The organism is Micromonospora sp. Llam0 (assembly GCF_003751085.1).
In the GTDB taxonomy this organism is placed as follows: domain Bacteria; phylum Actinomycetota; class Actinomycetes; order Mycobacteriales; family Micromonosporaceae; genus Micromonospora_E.
The window spans coordinates 1,752,097-1,771,722 of the sequence record NZ_RJJY01000002.1; the positions used below are offsets into that span (position 1 = coordinate 1,752,097).

18 protein-coding genes are annotated in these 19,626 nt (G+C 69.4%); 9 read left to right on the top strand and 9 right to left on the bottom strand.

The genetic code is table 11. The features are described 5' to 3' along the window. Positions 1-295 precede the first annotated feature (295 nt). Positions 296-1,540, top strand: a complete 1,245-nt coding sequence (locus tag EDC02_RS35240; RefSeq protein ID WP_123606453.1) for an IPT/TIG domain-containing protein — start codon at positions 296-298, stop codon at positions 1,538-1,540. On the opposite strand, the gene EDC02_RS35245 is transcribed toward EDC02_RS35240, so the two are convergent. Next, positions 1,522-1,926 carry a class I SAM-dependent methyltransferase gene (locus EDC02_RS35245; protein WP_123606454.1) on the bottom strand — a complete coding sequence of 135 codons (405 nt, stop codon included), beginning with the start codon at positions 1,924-1,926 and terminating at the stop codon, positions 1,522-1,524. The two genes, EDC02_RS35240 and EDC02_RS35245, sit on opposite strands and share 19 nt — an antisense overlap. A gap of 323 nt (positions 1,927-2,249) precedes the next feature. On the opposite strand from EDC02_RS35245, the gene EDC02_RS35250 reads away from it, so the two are divergent. Continuing rightward, entirely contained in the window at positions 2,250-3,425 is a 1,176-nt protein-coding gene (locus EDC02_RS35250) for a tRNA guanosine(34) transglycosylase Tgt (protein WP_158632420.1), read from the top strand. 166 nt (positions 3,426-3,591) lie between these two features. Next, a complete protein-coding gene (locus EDC02_RS35255) occupies positions 3,592-4,371 on the top strand; it encodes a hypothetical protein (protein ID WP_158632421.1) in 780 nt (259 codons plus the stop codon). Between the two features lie 207 nt (positions 4,372-4,578). On the opposite strand, the gene EDC02_RS35260 is transcribed toward EDC02_RS35255, so the two are convergent. Continuing rightward, positions 4,579-5,403 carry an Rmt family 16S rRNA (guanine(1405)-N(7))-methyltransferase gene (locus EDC02_RS35260; RefSeq protein ID WP_199758033.1) on the bottom strand — a complete coding sequence of 275 codons (825 nt, stop codon included), beginning with the start codon at positions 5,401-5,403 and terminating at the stop codon, positions 4,579-4,581. A 756-nt stretch (positions 5,404-6,159) separates the two neighbouring features. On the opposite strand from EDC02_RS35260, the gene queF reads away from it, so the two are divergent. From queF to EDC02_RS35290, 6 genes are all read left to right on the top strand, one after another. Beyond that, on the top strand, positions 6,160-6,531 hold the full coding sequence (gene queF, locus EDC02_RS35265; protein WP_123606458.1) for a preQ(1) synthase: 372 nt from the start codon (positions 6,160-6,162) through the stop codon (positions 6,529-6,531). Positions 6,532-6,775: 244 nt separating this feature from the next. Then, entirely contained in the window at positions 6,776-7,477 is a 702-nt protein-coding gene (gene queC, locus EDC02_RS35270; RefSeq protein WP_123607400.1) for a 7-cyano-7-deazaguanine synthase QueC, read from the top strand. Next, positions 7,474-8,121, top strand: a complete 648-nt coding sequence (queE, locus tag EDC02_RS35275; protein WP_123606459.1) for a 7-carboxy-7-deazaguanine synthase — start codon at positions 7,474-7,476, stop codon at positions 8,119-8,121. The genes queC and queE overlap by 4 nt, the downstream gene beginning before the upstream one ends. After that, positions 8,121-8,477 (top strand): 6-carboxytetrahydropterin synthase QueD, encoded by a 357-nt coding sequence (gene queD / locus EDC02_RS35280; protein ID WP_123606460.1) that lies wholly within the window; start codon positions 8,121-8,123, stop codon positions 8,475-8,477. The genes queE and queD overlap by 1 nt, the downstream gene beginning before the upstream one ends. A gap of 309 nt (positions 8,478-8,786) precedes the next feature. Further along, entirely contained in the window at positions 8,787-9,239 is a 453-nt protein-coding gene (locus EDC02_RS35285) for an SCP2 sterol-binding domain-containing protein (RefSeq protein WP_123606461.1), read from the top strand. 96 nt (positions 9,240-9,335) lie between these two features. Next, positions 9,336-10,916 carry an AMP-binding protein gene (locus tag EDC02_RS35290; protein WP_123607401.1) on the top strand — a complete coding sequence of 527 codons (1,581 nt, stop codon included), beginning with the start codon at positions 9,336-9,338 and terminating at the stop codon, positions 10,914-10,916. A 30-nt stretch (positions 10,917-10,946) separates the two neighbouring features. Here EDC02_RS35290 and EDC02_RS35295 read toward each other — a convergent pair whose 3' ends face one another. The 7 genes from EDC02_RS35295 to EDC02_RS35320 all read right to left on the bottom strand — a co-directional run bounded on the left by EDC02_RS35295 (position 10,947) and on the right by EDC02_RS35320 (position 19,550). After that, on the bottom strand, positions 10,947-11,222 hold the full coding sequence (locus tag EDC02_RS35295; protein WP_123606462.1) for a DUF2795 domain-containing protein: 276 nt from the start codon (positions 11,220-11,222) through the stop codon (positions 10,947-10,949). A gap of 64 nt (positions 11,223-11,286) precedes the next feature. Further along, on the bottom strand, positions 11,287-12,531 hold the full coding sequence (gene purD, locus EDC02_RS35300) for a phosphoribosylamine--glycine ligase (protein WP_123606463.1): 1,245 nt from the start codon (positions 12,529-12,531) through the stop codon (positions 11,287-11,289). 11 nt (positions 12,532-12,542) lie between these two features. Further along, positions 12,543-13,907, bottom strand: coding sequence for a NarK family nitrate/nitrite MFS transporter (locus tag EDC02_RS35305; RefSeq protein WP_123606464.1), 1,365 nt, complete (start codon positions 13,905-13,907; stop codon positions 12,543-12,545). 202 nt (positions 13,908-14,109) lie between these two features. Then, positions 14,110-14,544 (bottom strand): Rieske (2Fe-2S) protein, encoded by a 435-nt coding sequence (locus tag EDC02_RS35310; protein WP_233606604.1) that lies wholly within the window; start codon positions 14,542-14,544, stop codon positions 14,110-14,112. Beyond that, a complete protein-coding gene (gene nirB / locus EDC02_RS35315; RefSeq protein WP_123606465.1) occupies positions 14,541-17,027 on the bottom strand; it encodes a nitrite reductase large subunit NirB in 2,487 nt (828 codons plus the stop codon). Before nirB ends, EDC02_RS35310 begins: the two co-directional genes overlap by 4 nt. 1 nt (position 17,028) lies before the next feature. Beyond that, positions 17,029-17,376, bottom strand: a complete 348-nt coding sequence (locus tag EDC02_RS41110) for a molybdopterin oxidoreductase (protein WP_199758034.1) — start codon at positions 17,374-17,376, stop codon at positions 17,029-17,031. Positions 17,377-17,390: 14 nt separating this feature from the next. Continuing rightward, on the bottom strand, positions 17,391-19,550 hold the full coding sequence (locus EDC02_RS35320) for a molybdopterin oxidoreductase family protein (RefSeq protein WP_199758035.1): 2,160 nt from the start codon (positions 19,548-19,550) through the stop codon (positions 17,391-17,393). Positions 19,551-19,626: the final 76 nt, after the last annotated feature.

Here is a 19,626-nt window from a genome sequence, read left to right on the forward strand (position 1 = left end):
ACCGCCGGGCAGCCGGAGAGTTCCGGCGGACCGCCGACCCCGTCGGTGTCCTCCTCCGGTTTCCTGGCTGCACCGACGCCCGGCAATCGGTCGCAATCAGACTGATCTGGCCGATCTACCGATAATTGCGTAACTGGTCGCATTTTCTGTCGTTCAGCCTGTCGTTGCCGAATCCTTCCGGCCACGCCACTCCTGCTCCTGCCCGCCGGTGCGAGTCGTATCCCCACCTGGCGCGGTGTGAGGCCGAAGTCCGAGACGAGGAACTGTGCGTACCACCACACGCCGCAATACATCCATGCTCACCGTCGCAGCCCTGGCCGGAGCGCTCGCCAGTCTGGCTGCGTCCGGGCCGGTCACGGCGGCGGAAGGGGACGGGCACGCCGTCGGCGTCCGATTCGACCTCGCCGCCGACGTTGTCGGCAGCACCGCGATCGAAGCGGACGCCGTCGTCGGCAGCGCCACCGCCCCGCCGACGCTCGGCACCGACAGTGAAAACGCGGTCGACATCGCCCTACCGACGGCGGTCGGCGTGTCGGCCAGCGGGACGGTCGAGGAGGTGTCCGTCACCAGACGGCCGCACCACAGCACCGGGTCCGGCACGGTCAGCGGCCTGGCCGTCAGTGTCTTCGGCGTACCGGCGCTGGCGGTGACCGCAGCCTCCGCCTCGGTGAGCTGTGGACCGGACCGACGTGGGGCGGCGGAGACCACGCTCGACGGGCTGACCGTCTTCGGTGCGGCCGTCAGTCTCCCCGTCGACGGGTCACCGATCACGTCGAGCCGGTCGCTGCCGGTGACCGGGCTGACCGGCGCGCAGCTGACCGCGAGCGTCACCGGAACCGAGACCCGCGAGCTTGGCACCCGCGTCACCGCCGTCACCGCCGTCACGGCGACGTTCGAGATCACCGGCGACACGGCCGGTGGCACGGTCACGGTTTCGGCCGGCACGGTGACGGTCGCCGAGGCGGCGTGCGCGCGGCCAGCACTGTCGACCGATCCGGCATCACCAGGACCTACGGACATCGACACCCTCACCGACTCCACGTATCGCAGCGATGCCACGCCCTGGATCGACTCGGTGAACCCCGGTGAGGGAACCACCGTCGGCGGCACCACGGCGACGGTCAGCGGTACTGGCTTCGTACCCGGGCAGACCCGGGTGACAGTCTGCGGCCGGACGCTCGGGCCGGCGGTCGTCACGGTCGGCGGCGCGTTCAACGTGTTGACCTTCCCGACCCCCGCCTGCGAGGCCGGCGCGACGACGATTTCCGTCAGCACCCCGGCCGGTACCTCCAACGAGATCGCTTTCCGGTACGTCGGGGAAGGACCGCCGGTAACCGACGAACCCGGCGACGGCACATCGGAGGACGGCCTTCCGGTCACCGGGCGCACGTTGGGCCCGCTCGTTGTCAGCGGCCTTCTGGCGATCCTGGTTGGCGCCGCGCTGCGGTTCGCCGCCGGCGGACAACTCGGCCCAGGAACGGGACGGGCTGGCGACGTTCACCCGCCGCAGGCACTTTCGTATCAGCCGCCGACTGAGTAGATGCTCCACGGCCAATGGTCGCCCTTGTCATGGCCGACGAGGGTGAATCCGGCTTCCTTGACAAGATCGTCGTAGTCCGGCGAGTAGTAGATGACCGTGATCTTCTTCTGATTTCGCCGTGCCGCCGAGACCAGGTTGTTCATCACTGTCGTGAAGACCGGCGGCCCGAATGGCGAGAACAGGTACACGACCAGATTCTCGACAGGCGCGACGAAGTCAGCGGCATCGATAGCGAGCAACTCGACCTCGGCGGCCTTCAGCGGCCCGGTGTAGCGACGCAGATTATCCTCGGCCTGCTGGATGAAGGTAGGCGAGAAGTCGACACCGATGACCTTCTTGTACGGCTCACCGGCCGCCAGTAGCACGATTCGACCCCAGATCGGCACGTCTCACCTGCACATCAGGGTGATGGAGTCGGTTGAGCCCGGCTGCCATCTGACGGCCGGAACGCCAGTCCATGATCGGACCAGAAGGAAATGCTGTCCAGCGGGATTCACCGTACGGCTGGCCAGGAGAAAGCCGCCGGACAGTGGTAGCGCGTACGAGCCCCCGCACGCGCATGTCCGACAAGGACCGGTGCATGTCCGGCAAGAAACAGCCCGGTCAAGACCTACCAGCCGGCCGCCAGTCCAGGCGGCGGCTGAGATGGCGTCCGGCAGGTGGCGTATCGTGGGGAAGCCGTCTGCCGCCATCGAGGAGCTGCGACCTGATGATCTCCGCAGACCCTGCCGCTCCCGCTGGGCACCGATTGCAGGCCGGGCACCGGCTGGAGACCGTTCACGGTTCGATCGTCCTGCCGACCTTCCTGCCCGACGGCACGCGGGCCTCGGTCCGCGCGGTCGACAGCCGTGACCTGGCGACAGTGGGGATTCAGGCGGTGATGGTGAACGCCATGCACCTGGCCCAGCGCCCCGGACTCCAGGCCGTCCGACGGGCCGGCGGGCTACACCACTTCATGGCCTGGGACGGTGTGATCGTCTCTGATTCCGGCGGGTTTCAGATACTCTCCCTTATCCGCAAACGGGGTCAAATCGGGTCAATCCGATCGAACGGGGTGACTTTTCAAGAGTCGCCAGATACGAAGAAGATCGTGCTCACTCCCGAGAAGGTCATCGAATGGCAGTTCGGCCTCCGATCCGACGTGGTGATCGCCCTCGATGACTGCACCGGCCCGGAAGACTCCCCGGCTCAGCAGCTCGCTTCCACCGAGCGCACGATCCGCTGGTTCCGGCAGGCCCGACAGGCGTACGACCTCCAGTGTCGGCAGCGCCGGACATCGGAGCCACCCCTTTTGGTCGGGGTGGTCCAAGGCGGTACCGATCCGACGCTGCGCCAACGCTGCGTCGACGCCCTCGTCGAGTCCGGGGCGCAGGGGTTCGGATTCGGCGGCTGGCCGCTGAACTCCGCTGGCGAGTTGGAGCGCGACATGTTCGCCCTGCTCGCCCGGATCACTCCGCCCGACGCGCCGCTGTTCGCCCTCGGAGTCGGCCGGCCCGAGCATCTGGTCGCCCTCTGCGAGCTCGACACCCGATGGGTCTTCGACTGCACGATCCCGACCCGCGATGCCCGGCACGGCCGCCTTTACGCGTTCGAACCTGATATCGCCAGCCGGCAGCTCACTCCGGATCGGAGCTTCTACCAGAACATCTACATCCTCGACGAGGAGAATTCCCGCAAGGACCAGCCAATCTGCCCGACCTGCGACTGTCCGACCTGCCAGAGGTACAGCCGCAGCTATCTGCACCACCTGTTCCGGGTGAAGGACGGACTGGCGGACCGGCTCGCCACCCTGCACAACCTTCGCTTCTACACCCGCCTGCTGGAGATGATCCGGTCCGGCCAACTGGCCGGATCCGCCGCACGCGAGCCGGGCGGGCGGGGATGACCGGCCGGTGATCACACCTCCACCACCGGACCAGGCACCGGACGACGATCAACCACTGGCCCGCCTGCGACCAGCAGGTGCCCACCCGCCGGGCCCAGCAGATGCCCACCCGCCGGGCGTCGCCGCGTCATCAGCACGAACGGCCGAGCCTCCCGCCGTTCACAAGGTGATCGCCCGGCTCACCTCGGCCGCCAAGTACCGCGACATCCACCCGGAGACGATTGTCGACCTGGTACGGCGGGAAGGGCGGGGCACCGGCGACGCGGCCGAGCTGGAACGCCGGGTCCGGGCCCGGTTGCACAAAGTGGCTGCGTTGCATCTGCTCACCGCTCGGCCACCGGCGCTACGACGGGCGATCGACCGAGCCGATCTCGACGATCCGCAGGTCCGGCGGGACTGGTGCCGGCAGATGCTGGGTGGCCACTTCTCCACCGCCGAGCGTCTGCCCGACCTCGACGACTTCTATCCCGTCCTGTTCGGACTGGTACCGCCACCACGGACGGTAGCGGACATCGCGTGCGCGCTGAACCCGTTCACGCTGCCCTGGCTGCGGCAGGTCAGCGATGCCCAGTACGTCGGCTACGACTTCAACGCGTTGTTCGTCGCGTTGGGTAACGCGTTTCTTGGGCGGGCATACCCCGAGTGCGAGATCCGGCACGAGGATGTGCTCGCCGACGGCCGGCCGGTGAGCGCCGACCTGGCGCTACTACTCAAGACGTACCACTGCATGGAGGGACGCCGTACGGGTGCCGGGCAGGCGCTGATCGACCGGCTGCACTGCCGCGACGTAGTGGTTTCGTTCCCCACCCGGGCCATGAACGGTCGAGCTGCGGTCTTCGTGTCTCGACACGTCGAGGAGCTCTCCGAGCTGGCCCGCGGTCGGGGTTGGCGCTTCTCACGAGCCAGCCTGGCATCGGAGGAGCTGGTAGCGATCCACAAGGGGTGAGGCCAGGTGGTCTCAGTCCGCCCAGAGCCGCGACTCCGCCTCTCCGCCCGTTTCGCTCCGTACCGAGTAGCCCGAGAGTCGGGAGCAGTCCACGGTGAGTACGTACGGCACGCCCAGAATCCGGGACGCGACTCGGCCTACGATCAACGGTCAGATCTAGCACAAGCTAATCGACGCCAGCCAGTTCTCTTGAACGATCGACGAAAGCTACTTTTGAATGACGTAGACCAGCTCGTTGCCAATCTCCAGTTGCCGAAAGCTGTATGACCGCTCCCGGACCTGCGACTCAAAGCCCCGCGAATAGGTCTGGAACATCCCTTTCGATCGCTGACCGAGAGATCTGGTCGGGAAGGTTACCACGATAATCGGCGAGTTGACGAGGTCGATCGCCTCCCAACCGGATCCCCGGCGCTGAGTTTCCAGGCAAGGCAACGTCTTCAGCAGTAGCGTGACATCGGTCGGCTCGTCAACCCGATCCTCAAGGATGTCAGCCACCCCCACCCGGTGTTGGACACCCAATCTCGTCAGCACGGAACCCACGAAGTCGATCAGGCGGGCGTCGATGTCGGACGCGACGTACACGGCCTGCTCGGGTAGACCCATCCACGGCACAGCCAGCGGGCTGAGGCCGCAGGCTAACTCACGCACCGTATTCGGCTCGGGCAGGTCACGGAAGACTTTTTGGTAGAACCCCGCCAGGTGTGGCAGCCGCTCCCGGGTGGATAGATGCACCGACATCGCACGTCGGAGGGCTTCCTGTACCGCTTCGTCGTCTCCGGCGTCAACGGCAGATTCGACCTGCCCGAGTAACGCTGCGTAGTTGGGCGGCTTGGGCGGTAGAAACGCACCGTAAATCTCATGTAGCCCGCGCTTGGTGCGTTTCACCGCATCGGGAACATCGCCCCGAGCCGCGACGAGAGCGGCTCTGGCCAGACGTCGCACCGTGGCTGGAGCCACCGTCTGGTAGCGCCGACTCTTCACGATGGCCTGCTCGATCTCGTCGACTCGGTCGTCGCCCGCAGATTGCGTCATTGATCGATCCATAGTGCAGGAAGACGATGGTAATCAACGGAAAGCTCGGACCACCCTGCGGGGTTCTCCTGCTCCGACAGGTCAAAGTTCCGTCGGGCTCCAGCGCCAGTACCGCAGCGGTCTGCGCCACCCGGCCGGCCGCGTTGGGCATGCCCAGAATCCTGGTACCACCCCTCTTCGGGATCTCCACCGCCCAGAGCGGACCGGGGAAGTGAGCGGGTATCCCCCAGGCTCATCCCGAGAATCACCTCCGACCTCGGTTCTGATGTCGTCTGGCTGAGTTCCGACACGTTAACGGCGGAGAACTCGACGTTCATCACTCATCTTCCCGGTCCATACCCTGACGCGATCCCGGCCGCGCCCTTTCCAATCACGCTCAGGACGACGGTCTTCAGCCAACGCCTCTCGTGGTGGTTTGAAGCGTGCTTCCGCAAGCCGGCACCGGAGGGCCAAGCAACCTCCATCTCCATACAGCACCACGGTACGTGACGCTGCCACCCGGTTTCGAAACTAGCAAGATCATAACCTCGGGTGCGGGTGGCTTCTGGTCACCAGCAGTGAGGAGGCACCGTACGACACGATCTCCCGGACGTGTTCCACTTGCCGGTCGACCAAGCGGGCCACCTTCGACGAGGCGGTGTGAACTCACTACTCTCTGCTGTCAATCGAGCCAGTGGACGTACCGGACATGCTGAACGCGGCGGTCAAGGTTAGGGACAAACTGGGCGCATTACGGGCAGAGCCTATGATCGGACCATGGCGCTGACTAAGCTCGGGCAGGCGCAGGCCAAGCCTGACGGGACACTCGATACCTTTCCGATCACGGACAGCTCGCAGGAGATAACGATCGACTGCCGGGAGTTCACCTGCCGCTGCCCCATCACGGGGCAGCCGGACTGGGCGACCATCCGGATCGACTACCGCCCGGGTGACCGGGGTGTGGAGACCAAGAGCCTCAAGCTCTACCTGGAGACCTTCCGGGATGAAGGCATCTTCCACGAGCACCTGGCCACGAAGATGCGTGATGATCTGGTAGCCGCACTCAATCCCATCTTTCTCAAGGTCACTGTTGACTTCAACGTCCGCGGCGGGATCGCGCTGGCGGCGTCAAGCACCTACCAGCGCTGAGCCACGGCCGCCTGATGCAGGGCCTTCCTGAGCGCCCACAACGCTTGACTTCCTCCCCGCCCTCTGAAGGAACGGGGATTCCCTTGGTCATCAACGGCACAACACCCCACTCGAATGGACCGATACGAGGACTCCGCTCCCCGCCGGAACGCTGGCCCTGATCGGGGCTCCGGCGGCACGCTGGGTATGCTTGCCAGCTGGCTAGACCTGTGCCGATGGACGAGGGTGGAAGGTGACGGAGCACGTGCCGACAGGGACGCGCAATGCCGTGGTGCTGCTCAGCGGCGGCCTCGACTCCACGACGGCGCTCGCGATCGCGATACACGAGGGCTACCGGGCCCACACGCTCAGCTTCCGGTACGGGCAGCGACACACCGTCGAACTGGACGCCGCCGCCCGCGTGACGAAGGCACTCGGCGCAGCCCAACACATCGTCGCCGACATCGATCTGCGGGCCTTCGGCGGGTCGGCACTGACCGACGACACGCTCGCGGTACCGCACCGCACCAACACCGACGAGATGGACGACACCATCCCGGTCACTTACGTACCGGCACGCAACACGATCTTCCTGTCGTTCGCGCTGGCCTGGGCTGAGACCCTCAACGCCTCAGACGTATTCATCGGGGTGAACGCACTGGACTACAGCGGCTACCCGGACTGCCGCCCGGAGTACATCGCTGCATACGAGGCGATGGCCAATCTTGCCACCAAGGCCGGCGTCGAGGGGCAACAGCGGTTGCGCATCCACACCCCGCTGATCCGGCTGACCAAGGCCGCAATCATCCAGCGGGGCCTGGAGCTGGGTGTCGACTTCGCCTGGACACACAGCTGCTACGACCCGATCGACGACCGGGCCTGCGGCAGCTGCGACTCCTGCCTGCTCCGTCAACGCGGTTTCGCCGAGCTCGGCATGATCGACCCTGCCATCTCCGGCGACGGATGATCGGCGTGTACCGGGTCAAGGAGATCTTTTACACACTCCAGGGCGAGGGTACGCATGCCGGTCGCCCCGCAGTCTTTTGCCGCTTCACCAGTTGCAACCTCTGGACCGGGCGAGAACGTGATCGACATCGTGCGATCTGCCAATTCTGCGATACTGACTTCGTCGGCACCGACGGCATTGGGGGCGGGCGGTTCTCGTCCGCCGCCGAGCTGGCCGCCGCCGTCGCCGAGGCTTGGCAAGGGCGGGCACACCCCCGCAGCCGACGGTATGTGGTGTGCACCGGCGGCGAACCACTGTTGCAGCTGGACGAGACGGCTGTGACCGCCCTGCACGAAGCAGGCTTCGAGGTCGCGGTCGAGACCAACGGCACTCTGCCCGCACCTGCGGGCATCGACTGGATCTGTGTCAGTCCCAAGGCCGGCGCGAATGTCGTACTCACCCGAGGTGACGACTTGAAGCTGGTCTTTCCCCAGCCAGAGGCCGACCCGGCTCGCTTCGAGCACCTCGACTTCGGCCATTTTCTGCTGCAGCCGATGGACGGGCCGGATCGAGTCGCCAATACTGCGGCTGCGGTGCGGTACTGCCTAGAGAATCCACAGTGGCGTCTGAGTTTACAGACTCACAAATACATTGGGATTGCCTGATGGAGATCTTCCGGGAGTTCACCTTCGAGGCCGCGCACCGGCTGCCGCACGTACCCGAAGGCCACAAGTGCGCCCGCCTGCACGGACATTCGTACCGGGTCACCGTGCACGTCAGTGGCCAGGTCGGAGCGCGAACCGGTTGGGTGATCGACTTCGGCGACCTCAAGCAGGCGTTCGCACCGGTCCGCGACCAACTCGACCACCACTACCTCAACGAAATCGCCGGACTGGAGAATCCGACGAGCGAAGTGCTGGCCCGATGGATCTGGCAGCGACTTGCCGGTCAGTTGCCGTTGTCGGCGGTGGCGGTTCGGGAAACCTGCACCTCCGGCTGCGTCTACCGAGGCGAGGACTGAGCGGGCCGGACTCTACGGGCGGTCAAGACACCGCAGAGGCGCCGCAGATACCGGCCCGACCACCTCCCCGTAGGTTCATACCCGGGACCCGCTCGTCCGATCCCCTTGATCAGCGGCGAATCCGGCAGCCTGCTCCTCATCGGATGCGTCAGACGCAGGCCGAGAGTCTGCAGCCGATCGCTGCTCGGTGTGACCGACCAGCCGCTGGCGCGCTGACCTGCCCGATCTGCGTCAAGGCCACCGGCCAAACCTACCGACGCGTAACATTACGCTAAAGTAGGCCCGACGTTCCGATCTGGAGGGTATGCGATGACCGAGTTCGACCCGGCCAACTTCGCGTCCATCGACGCCAAGGAGTTCAGCAAGCTGGTCAAGACCACCCCGGATTCCAAGATCGCCGAGGTGATGCAGGGCGACCTGCGCGGCAAGGTCCTCGACGAGGTGTTCAACCGGATGCCCACCCTGTTCCGTCCGGAGAAGGCCGGCGCCACCAGCGCGGTGATCCACTGGAACATCACCGGCCGTCCGGACGGCGGCACCGACACCTACGAGATCGTCGTCGACAACGGCACCTGCGTGGTCTCCCCGACCGCCGAGCGCGAACCGCGGCTGAGCCTGACCCTCGGGCCGGTCGACTTCCTCAAGGTCGTCGCCGGCACCGGGAACCCGATGATGATGTTCATGACCGGCAAACTCAAGGCAAAGGGCGATCTCGGACTCGCCGCCCAGATCCCCAACCTGTTCGACATCCCCAAGAGCTGACCGCCGATCCGTAGCCCCGCCTGATACGTGTCCTTTATCAGCGGGGTCGACCATCCCTCCGACCGGTCACGCCCGCAGCTGGGGGTGTTTGTGCCGGTGGACCTGCCGTTCCTGATTTCCACGCTGACCCGACGCGGGGTGCTCACCCCTGGCTCGCCGGTGCGGACCGTCGCCCAACTCGCCGCGCTGCGCCGCTGGGGGTTCACCCTCGTCGGCGAACTGCGCCAGGCCGCCGCCCGCGACCCGAACCGGGTCGCGCTGATCGACGACGGCGAACAACAGCTGACCTACCGGGAGCTGCTGGACCGCGCCGAGCGGCTGGCCGGCGCGCTACGTACCGCACTGGATGTTTCCGCCGGTGACCGGATCGGCCTGCTCTGCCGCAACCACCCAGACATGGTGGCCGCGATGGTCGCCGCCGGGCTACTCGGCGCGGACACCGTACTGCTGCACACCGGGCTGGCCGGGCCGCAGCTCGCCGCCGTCGCCGACGAACAGCGGCTGCGGGTGCTGCTGCACGACCGCGAGTTCGGCGAACAGGTGGTCGAGGTCGACACCGGGGTGGTCCGAGTCGACGAGACCCGGGCGGCGCAGCTGCTGCGCGACGCACCGACGGACATCCGGCTGGAGCCGCCGCGCCGCGACGGCCGCACCATCGTGCTCACCTCGGGCACCACCGGCACCCCGAAGGGTGCCCGGCGACGCACTCCGACCGGCTTCGGACCGCTGGCGTCGATCATCGACCGGATCCCGCTGCGGGTCCACGACCGGATCATGATCGCCACACCGGTCTTCCACACCTGGGGGTACGCCGCCCTGCAGATCGCGTTCGCGCTGCGGGCCACGGTGGTGCTGCACCGACGCTTCGAGCCGGCCGCCGCGCTGGCCGCCGTCGACCGGCACGACTGCACCGCGCTGTTCGCCGTACCGGTGATGCTGCAACGGCTGCTGCACGACGTACCCGCACCGCAGCGGCAGCCGACCGGGCTGCGGGTGGTCGCGGTCAGCGGTTCGGCGCTCGGCGGCGGCATCGCCACCCGGTTCATGGACCGGTACGGCGACGTGCTCTACAACCTGTACGGGTCGACCGAGGTCTCCTGGGCGGCCATCGCCACCCCGGCCGACCTGCGCCGGGCACCGAACACGGCCGGCCGGCCGCCGTACGGCACCCGGCTGGCGGTGCTCGGGCCGGATGGCGAACCGGTGCCGACCGGACAGGTCGGGCAGATCTTCGTCGGTAACGAGCTGCTCTTCGACGGCTACACCACCAGCGACGACGGTACCGCCGACCGCCGGCACGGGCTGCTCGGCACCGGCGACCTCGGCCACGTCGACGCCGACGGGCTGCTCTTCGTCGGCGGCCGGGCCGACGACATGATCGTCTCCGGCGGGGAGAACGTCTTCCCGTCCGACGTCGCCGACCTGCTGGCCCAGCTACCGCAGGTACGCGAGGCCGCGGTGGTCGGCCTACCGGACGCGGAGTACGGCCAGCGGCTCGCCGCGTACCTGGTGCTGCATCCGGAGGAGACGCTCGACGCCGAGGCGGTCCGGGAGTACGTGCGCCGCTACCGCGCCCGGTTCGCCGTACCCCGGCATGTGATCTTCCTGTCGGCGCTGCCGCGCAACGCCGCCGGCAAGGTGGTCACCCGGGACCTGCCCCGGCCGCCGGGCAGCTGACCCGGCCGGGGCCCGGTGGACGCCCGGCGCTCAGGGCTGGCGCAGATGCTGGGCCACCCGCTGGTGGTCCCGGAACCGCGCCCGCGCCGCCCGCTGGGCCGGGTCCTGCTCCGGCGCGGCGTCGATGTGCGCCGAGCGGGCCGCTTCCGTGCGGTTGGCGTACTCGACCGGCGGCAGGCCGCGCAACGCGCGTACCACGCCGGGGCTGGCGCCGACCCGCCGCGCCTCCGCGACGATCTGTTCCTTGTCGGCGGGAAAGTCCAGCTCGTTCAGGCTGTCCAGTACGTCCTGGTAGCTCGTCCCCATGCGCCGGGGCGTACCCGCCGGGCGGGCCGGTAGGCGGCCGGCACGGGGTGATCCGGACCCCGGGTCAGGGCAGGGTGATCCGGCCCTCGGCTGCGGCCAGGGCGATGTCCGCCCGGAAGTGCCCGCCGGGCAGGTCGACCCCGGCCAGCAGCCGGTACGCGGCGTCCCGCGCGCCGGTCAGGTCGGCGCCGACTCCGGTGGCGCTGAGCACCCGGCCACCGGCCGAGACGAGCTGCCCCGTGGCGTCGCGGGCGGTGCCGGCGTGGCTGATCCCGGCCTGCCCGGCACCGGTGATCACGTCGCCGGTGCGGGCCGCCACCGGGTAGCCGGCCGACGCGAGTACCACGGTCACCGCTGCCCCGTCCCGCCAGCGCAGCGGCGGGTGGTCGGCGAGCGTGCCGGTCGCCGCCGCGTGCAGCAGGCCGGCCAGCGGGGTCTCCAGCAGCGCCAGCACCACCTGGGTCTCCGGGTCACCGAACCGGGCGTTGAACTCGATCACCCGGGGGCCGGCGGCGGTGACCGCCAGCCCGACGTAGAGCAGCCCGGCGAACGGGGTGCCCCGGAGGCGCATCTCGGCCAGCGTCGGGTGCACTACCTCGGCCATCACCTGGTTGACCAGGTCCGGCGGCGCCCACGGCAGCGGCGCGTACGCACCCATGCCGCCGGTGTTCGGGCCGGTGTCGCCGACGCCCACCCGCTTGAAGTCCTGGGCGGGCAGCAGCGGCACCGCCGCCGAGCCGTCGGTGACGACGAACAACGACACCTCCGGCCCGGCCAGGTACTCCTCGACCACCACCTGCCCGCAGGATTCGGCGTGGGCGACGGCGGCGGCCCGGTCGTCGGTCACCACCACCCCCTTGCCGGCCGCCAGCCCGTCGTTCTTCACCACGTACGGGGTGCCGAAGGCGTCCAGCGCGGCGGCCACCTCGTCGGCGCTCCGGCAGGTCACGGCGCGGGCGGTCGGCACCCCGGCGGCTGCCATCACGTCCTTGGCGAAGCTCTTGGAGCCTTCCAGGACGGCGGCCGCGCCGGACGGCCCGAAGCAGGCGATGCCCTTGGCGCGTACCGCGTCGGCGACCCCGGCGACCAGCGGCGCCTCCGGGCCGACCACGACCAGGTCGGCCGCCACCTCGACGGCGAGCGCGGCGACCGCCTGCGGGTCGGTGGCGGTGACCGGGCGCAGCTCGGCCACCGCCGCGATGCCCGGATTGCCCGGAGCGGCGATCAACTGGTCGACGGCGGGGTCGGCGGCCAGGCTGGACGCGAGCGCGTGCTCGCGTCCGCCACTACCGATGAGAAGTACGCGCACAACGGCCGATCCTAGACGCCGGCCTGCGCCATCCGGGAACCCCGCCGCAGATAGGCGAACCAGGTGACGGCCAGCATCACCACGAACAGCACGACGTAGAAGCGCAGCGCCGGCTCGATGTTGCCGTACGTCGACTTGGCCCAGGCGTAACAGATCGGCACCAGGAAGCCGCCGAACGCGCCGACCGACGAGATGATGCCGAGCGCGCCGGCCGCCTCCCGGCGCATCCGCAGCATCGTCTCCGGGGAGCCGCCCCGGTCCTCGCCCTTCACCCGGAAGATCTTCGAGATCATCCGGTACGTCGACCCGTTGCCGACGCCGGTGGCGACGAACAGCACCATGAAGCTGACGAAGAAGGCGCCCAGGTTCTGCTGCTGCACCGCCCACAGGGCCGCGTAGGCGCCGACGGCGAGGGCGACGAAGCTGGCCGCGGTCACCCGGGCACCGCCCATCCGGTCGGAGAGCCGACCGCCGAGCGGCCGGGCGACCGAGCCGATCCCGGCGCCGAGGAACGCCCAGCCGAGCGCGATGTCCGGCCGGTTGAACACCGCGTTGAGCAGGGTCGGGAACGCCGCCGAGTAGCCGATGAACGAGCCGAACGTGCCAATGTAGAGCAGCGACATGATCCAGGTGTCGGGGTGGCGCAGCGACGACCAGACCGGTTCGACGTCCGCTTTGGCCTCGACCAGGTTGTCCATGTAGAGGTAGGCGCAGACGGCCGCGATGACGGCCAGCGGGATGTACATCAGGCCGGCCCGGGACAACGCCAGCCCGCCGCCGAGCACGATCACCTTCGGCACCAGGAACTGCACCACCGCGACGCCGATGTTACCGCCGGCGGCGTTCAGACCGAGCGCCCAGCCCTTTTCGCGTTCCGGGTAGAAGAACGAGATGTTGGCCATGCTGGACGCGAAGTTTCCGCCGCCGAATCCGGCTGTCGCGGCGATCACCAAAAGTGCGCCGTACCCGATTTCTGGATTGTTGACCGCCCAGGCGAGACCGGCGGACGGGATGATCAGCAGCAGGGCGGAGACGACTGTCCAGTTCCGGCCACCGAAGATCGGCACCGCGAAGGTGTACGGCAGCCGCAGGAACGCCCCGACGCCGCTGGGTACGGCGGTCAGCCAGAGCGTCTGGCTGACGCTGAGGTCCCACCCGGCGCTGCTCAGCCGGACCACCACGATGCTCCAGAGCAGCCACACCGAGAAGCCGATGTGTTCGGCGAAGATGGAGAAGATGAGGTTACGCCGGGCCACCGGCCGGCCGACCGTGCGCCAGAAGGTGGGGTCCTCCGGCTCCCAGTGGGCGATCCACCGTTTCCGGTTCTCCTGCGGGCGGGTCTCGATGGTCTCCGCGTTGACTGTCTCGTTGGCCATCAGGTTGGCTCCTTAGCCATCGGGTGCCGTAGGGTGGCGATCGAGATGCTGCCGAGCGACGTTTCCGGATCGGCGATGATCGGGCGTCTGCCGGGGTGGCATTGGGGAGTCAGGCTATGAACTGAATGTTTCCTGACGTGGAAAATGGTGATGTCGGGGCGTGGTCATGGTTCGCACCGGCCCGGCCCCGACGTTGTGAGATCTACCGGCCGTCGCCACCGGCAGGCGGTGCCGAGGCCCGTGCCGCCGGTGCCGAGACCCACACCGTGCCGGTCGGGTCCTGCCGGACCGGGTAGCTGCGCAGTGCCGGCTGCCCGGTGCGCGAGCATCCGGTCGCCAACTCGAAGACGTGCTGGTGCAGCGGGCAGATCACCACCTCGGCGTCGATCAGCCCGTCGGCGAGCGGGCCACCGGCGTGCGGGCAGACCGCCGACACCGCCCGCAACTGCCCCGACGTCAGCCGGAACACCGCCACCAGGTCACCGGCGACCGGGTAGGCCCGGCCCTCGCCGTGCGGGATGTCGTCGCCGGGTCCGATCCGGTGCTCGACCAGCCGGCCGTCGTCGACGGCGGTCACGGTCGGACCGCCGTCGACCGGCCCGTCAGCGGTCGGTCGGCCACCGTTCACGGCGGTCACGACCAGCTGCCCTCGGCGCGGACCGGCACCGCCGGCAGCGGCACCAGCGGCAACGCGGTGCGGAACTGGCCCGGTGTCGCCGGGGCGTCCCGTTCCCGCCACGGGTCCCGGTAGCCGGCCACCGCCGTGGCCATCCGTTCGTCGAGTCCGGCGCCGAGCCCGTCGACATCGTCGACGATCAGTTCCCGCAGCCGGTCGACGCCGACCCGGGGCACGAACGCGTAGGTGCGTTCCAGCCAGTTCGCGTTCTCCCGGTAGTACTGCAGGAACCGGCCGGTCACCGCCATCACCTCGTCGGGCGTGTCGACGGTGGCCAGCAGGTCGCCCTTGCGCACGTGGGCGCCGGCCGCGCCGCCGACGTAGATCTCCCACCGGCCGCCCTCGATCGCGACCACCCCGAGGTCCTTGACGTACGCCTCGGCGCAGTTACGCGGGCAGCCGGTGACCGCCAGCTTGAGTTTGCCCGGCGCCTCCAGCCCCTGGAACCGTTCCTCGATCGCGATGCCGAGCGCGGTCGAGTCACCCAGGCCGAACCGGCAGAAGTCGCTGCCCACGCAGGTCTTCACGGTCCGAAAGCTCTTGCCGTACGCGTACCCGGACGGCATGTCCAGGTCGGCCCAGACCTTCGGCAGGTCCTCCTTGCGGATGCCGAGCAGGTCGATGCGTTGCCCGCCGGTCAGCTTGACCAGCGGCACCTGGTGCTTCTCGGCCACGTCGGCGATCCGGCGCAGCTGGGCCGGGGTGGTGCAGCCGCCTTTCATCTGCGGCACCACGGAGAAGGTGCCGTCGCGTTGGATGTTGGCGTGCACCCGGTCGTTGATGAACCGGGCGCCGCGCTCGTCGACGTACTCTTCGCCCCACATCATCCGCAGCAGCGACACCAGCCCCATCTTGCTCTTGGCGTCCTCGCGCCCGTCGGCGAGCGCGGCGAACACCGCCGACACGCTGCGCAGTCCGCAGGCGCGGATCTCGGCCATCAGGGTCGGCTTGTCCATCGGCACCCCGGGCACATACCAGTTCGCCGCTGGGTCCTCCGCGACCTCGCCGCCGGCGGCCCACTCGACGATCTGGCCGACCAGGCTCTTGCACGAGCCGCAGCCTTTGCCGGCCCGGGTGGCGTCCATCACCCCGCTCACCGTGCGGACCCCGCCGGCGACGGTGGCGACCAGCGCGCCCTTGCTGACCCCGTTGCAGTTGCACACCTGGGTGTCGTCGTCGAGTTCGGCGGCGGACACCTCGGCCGGCGGCCCGCCGAGGTCGAACAGCAGCCGGACCCGCTCCTCCGGCAGCGGCGAACCCCGGTCGAACGCCTGCATCAGGAAGCCGACCTTGCTCACGTCCCCGACCAGGGTGGCACCGATCAGCCGGTCGTCGCGGACCACCACGCTCTTGTAGACGCCGCGCCGGGGTTCGGCGAAGACCACGAACTCGTCGTCGTCGCGTTCCGGCGCGGTCACCCCCATGGCGGCCACGTCGACCCCGGCGACCTTCAGCTTGGTCGCGGTCCGCGAGCCGTGGTACGCCGCCGTCGGGTCGGTGCCGGTGAGCTGCCCGGCGAGCACCTTCGCCTGGTCCCACAGCGGCGCGACCAGGCCGTACGTCTGGCCACGGTGCTGCACGCACTCACCGACCGCGTAGATGTCCGGCTCGTCGAGCACCCGCAGGTGGTCGTCGACGACGATTCCCCGCTCCACCGGCAGCCCGCTGACCTGTGCGAGCGTGGTGTTGGGCCGGATCCCGGCGGCGATCACCACCATGTCAGCGGCGAACGTGCGTCCGTCGGCGAGCCGGCCCCCTTCGACGGCGTCCCGGCCGAGGATCCGTTCGGTGCGGGCCTGCGTGACGACGTCGATGCCGAGTCGTTCGACGCTGCGCCGCAGGATGTCGCCGCCGGTGGCGTCGAGCTGCGCGTTCATCAGGTGCCCGGCGGCGTGCAGCAGGGCCACCGACACGCCGTACTGCTGCAGGCCGCGGGCGGCCTCCAGGCCGAGCAGGCCGCCGCCGATCACCACCGCCCGCTGGTGGTCGCGGGCGTAGCGAATCATCGCCCGGGTGTCGTCGAGTGTGCGGAAGGTGAAAACTCCCTGGTGGAAGCCGCGTCGTGGGTGGTGGGCGCCGTCGATCGGCGGCACGAACGGCACGCTGCCGGTGGCGATCACCAACTTGTCGTACGGGGTGGTGGTGCCGTCGACGGCGTGCACCGCCCTGGCGAACCGGTCGATCCGGGTGACCTCCACCCCGGCCCGCAGGGTGATGCCGTTCTCCTCGTACCAGGGCAGGCTGTTGAGGAAGATGCCGTCCTCGGCCTCGACGCCGGAGAGCACGTTGGACAGCAGAATCCGGTTGTAGTTGCCGTACGGTTCGGCGCCGAACATGGTGATCTCGTAGCGGTCCGGGCCGACCCGGTCGATGATCTCCTCGACGGTACGGGCACCGGCCATGCCGTTGCCGACCACCACCAGCCTCGGTCGTCGCTGCGTCAACTCACACCTCCACCAGGCCGAGATCGAGCACGACCGTGCCGGCGGTGCCGGCCGGCGCGGCGACCTGCAGCTCCACCACGGTGCCGGCGGCCAGGTCCTCGACCACCCGCAGCGGTACGTGCACCGCGTCGCGGGCGCCGATCGGGAAGTAGCGCATCGGGTCGCCGTCGCGCAGCAGCAGGACGTAGACCAGCTCGCCGCTGCTGTTGCCGCCCCGGAAGTAGACGGTCTGCGCGACCAGCCCGTCCGGCACCGTGTAGCGCAGGCTGCCGTCCAGCGGCAGCGGCGTCTCCAACCCTTTGCCGTCGAACGCGAACACTCCTTGCAGGAAACGTGGGGTCGACTGCATCGTGGGTCCCTTCGTCAGGTGGCGGGATCGTCCGGGGCGGCGCTGCTCCGGCCGGCTCCGGCGGGTCCGGCGAGGCGGCGGACCGCGACCGCGCAGACCTTGAACGCCGGCATCCGGGAATGCCGGTCCAGGGTCGGATCGGTCAGCGCGTTGGCGCTGGCCAGGCCGCCCCAGTGGAACGGCACGAAGATGGTGTCCGGGCGGATGTGCTCGGTCAGGTACGCCCGGAACACCGCCCGGCCCCGGCGGGTGGTCAACTCGACCAGGTCGGCGGTGCCGATGCCGAGCCGGCGGGCCAGGTCGGGGTGGATCTCCGCCTTCGGATCGCTGGCCGTGCTGCTCAGCGACGGCGATCGGCGGGTCTGGTTGCCGCTCTGGTACTGGCCCATGATCCGGCCGGTGGTGAGCAGGTACGGGTAGCTGCGGTCGGGCAGTTCGGCCGGATCCCGGTGCTCCACCCGGATGAACCGGGCCCGCCCGTCGGGCGTGGCGAACCGCTCGGTGAACAGTCGCGGCGTACCCGGATGGTCGTCGGCCGGGCACGGCCAGAACACCCCGTCCTCGGCCTCGATCCGCTGGTAGCTGATGCCGGCGTAGTCGGCGATCCCGCCGGCGCTGGCCCGGCGCAGTTCGTCGTAGACGGTCTGCGGGTCGGCGGAGAAGTACCTGCCCCGGCCGAGCCGGTCGGCGAGCGCGGCCAGCACGCTCAGGTCGTCGCGTACCCCGTCCGGTGGCGGCAGCACCCGGCGGCGGCGCAGCACCCGGCCCTCCAGGTTGGTCATGGTGCCCTCCTCCTCGGCCCATTGGGCGGTGGGCAGCACCACGTCGGCGACGGCGGCCGTCTCGGACCGGAAGATGTCCGACACGGCGAGGAAGTCCAGCGCGGCCAGCCGGTCGGCGACCCGGTCCCGGTCCGGCGCGGAGACCAGGATGTTGGAGGCGAACACCAGCATCGCGCGCACCCCGCCGGGGCTGCCGATCCGGTCGATCATCTCGGTGGCGGAGACCCCCGGGCCGGGCAGTTCGGCCGGGTCGACGCCCCACACGGCGGCGACATGGGCGCGGGCCGCCGGGTCGTCGAGACGCCGGTAGCCGGGCAGCTGGTCGGCCTTCTGGCCGTGTTCGCGGCCGCCCTGGCCGTTGCCCTGCCCGGTGATCGTGCCGTAGCCGCTGCCGGGCCGGCCGGGCAGACCGAGGGCGAGGGCCAGATTGATGTACGCCTGCGCGGTGTCCGTACCGCTGCTGTGCTGCTCGGCACCGCGGGCGGTGAGGATCATCGCGGTCGGCGCGGTGGCGAGGGCCTGCACCGTACGCTGCAGCAACTCCTCGGACACGCCGGTGATCCGCTCCACCCGGTCCGGCCAGTAGCCGGCGACGGCGGTGCGGACCGCGTCGAACCCGGTGGTGCGCTCCCGCACGTACGCCTGGTCGACGTAGCCGGCCCGGATGGCGATGTGCAGCAGCCCGTTGGCCAGCGCCAGGTCGGCGCCGGGCGCCACCGGCAGGTGGATCCCGGCGCCCCGGGCGGTCGCCGTACGGCGCGGGTCGGCAACGATGTGGACCGCGCCGGCGGCCCGGCCGGCGTCGAAGTACTGCATCGCTGGTGGCATGGTGTCGGCCGGGTTGCCGCCGACGACCAGCACAGCGCGGGCGTCGGCGATGTCGGCCAGCGGGAACGGCAGGCCCCGGTCGATACCGAAGGCCCGGTTGCCGGCGGTGGCCGACGACGACATGCAGAACCGGCCGTTGTAGTCGATGTGCGGGGTGCGCAGCCCGACCCGGGCGAACTTGCCGAGCTGGTACGCCTTCTCGTTGGTCAGCCCGCCGCCGCCGAACAGGCCGACGCTGGCCGGTCCGTACCGGTGCTGGCTGGCCTGTATGGCGGCGGTGATCCGGTCGAGGGCCTCGTCCCAGCTGGCCGGGCGCAGCGGGCTGCGCCGGTCGACCGGGTCGGTGCGTACCAGCGGGGTGAGCAGCCGGTCCGGGTGGTCGAGCAGTTCGGGCGCGCTCCAGCCCTTGGCGCACAGCCCGCCCCGGTTGGTGGGGAAGTCGGTCGGTTCGACAACCGGTGGTCGGGGCGGTGCCGGCCACATCCGTACGCCGCACTGCAGCGAGCAGTACGGGCAGTGGGTCGGCACGCTTCCGCCCAGGTCGGGACTGCCGTGGTCGCCCATCGCCCAAGAGTGGGAAATCGACGTTGCGCTATCGTGTTGCCCGCGTCACATCGGTGTTGCCAACTACTGTTGATCT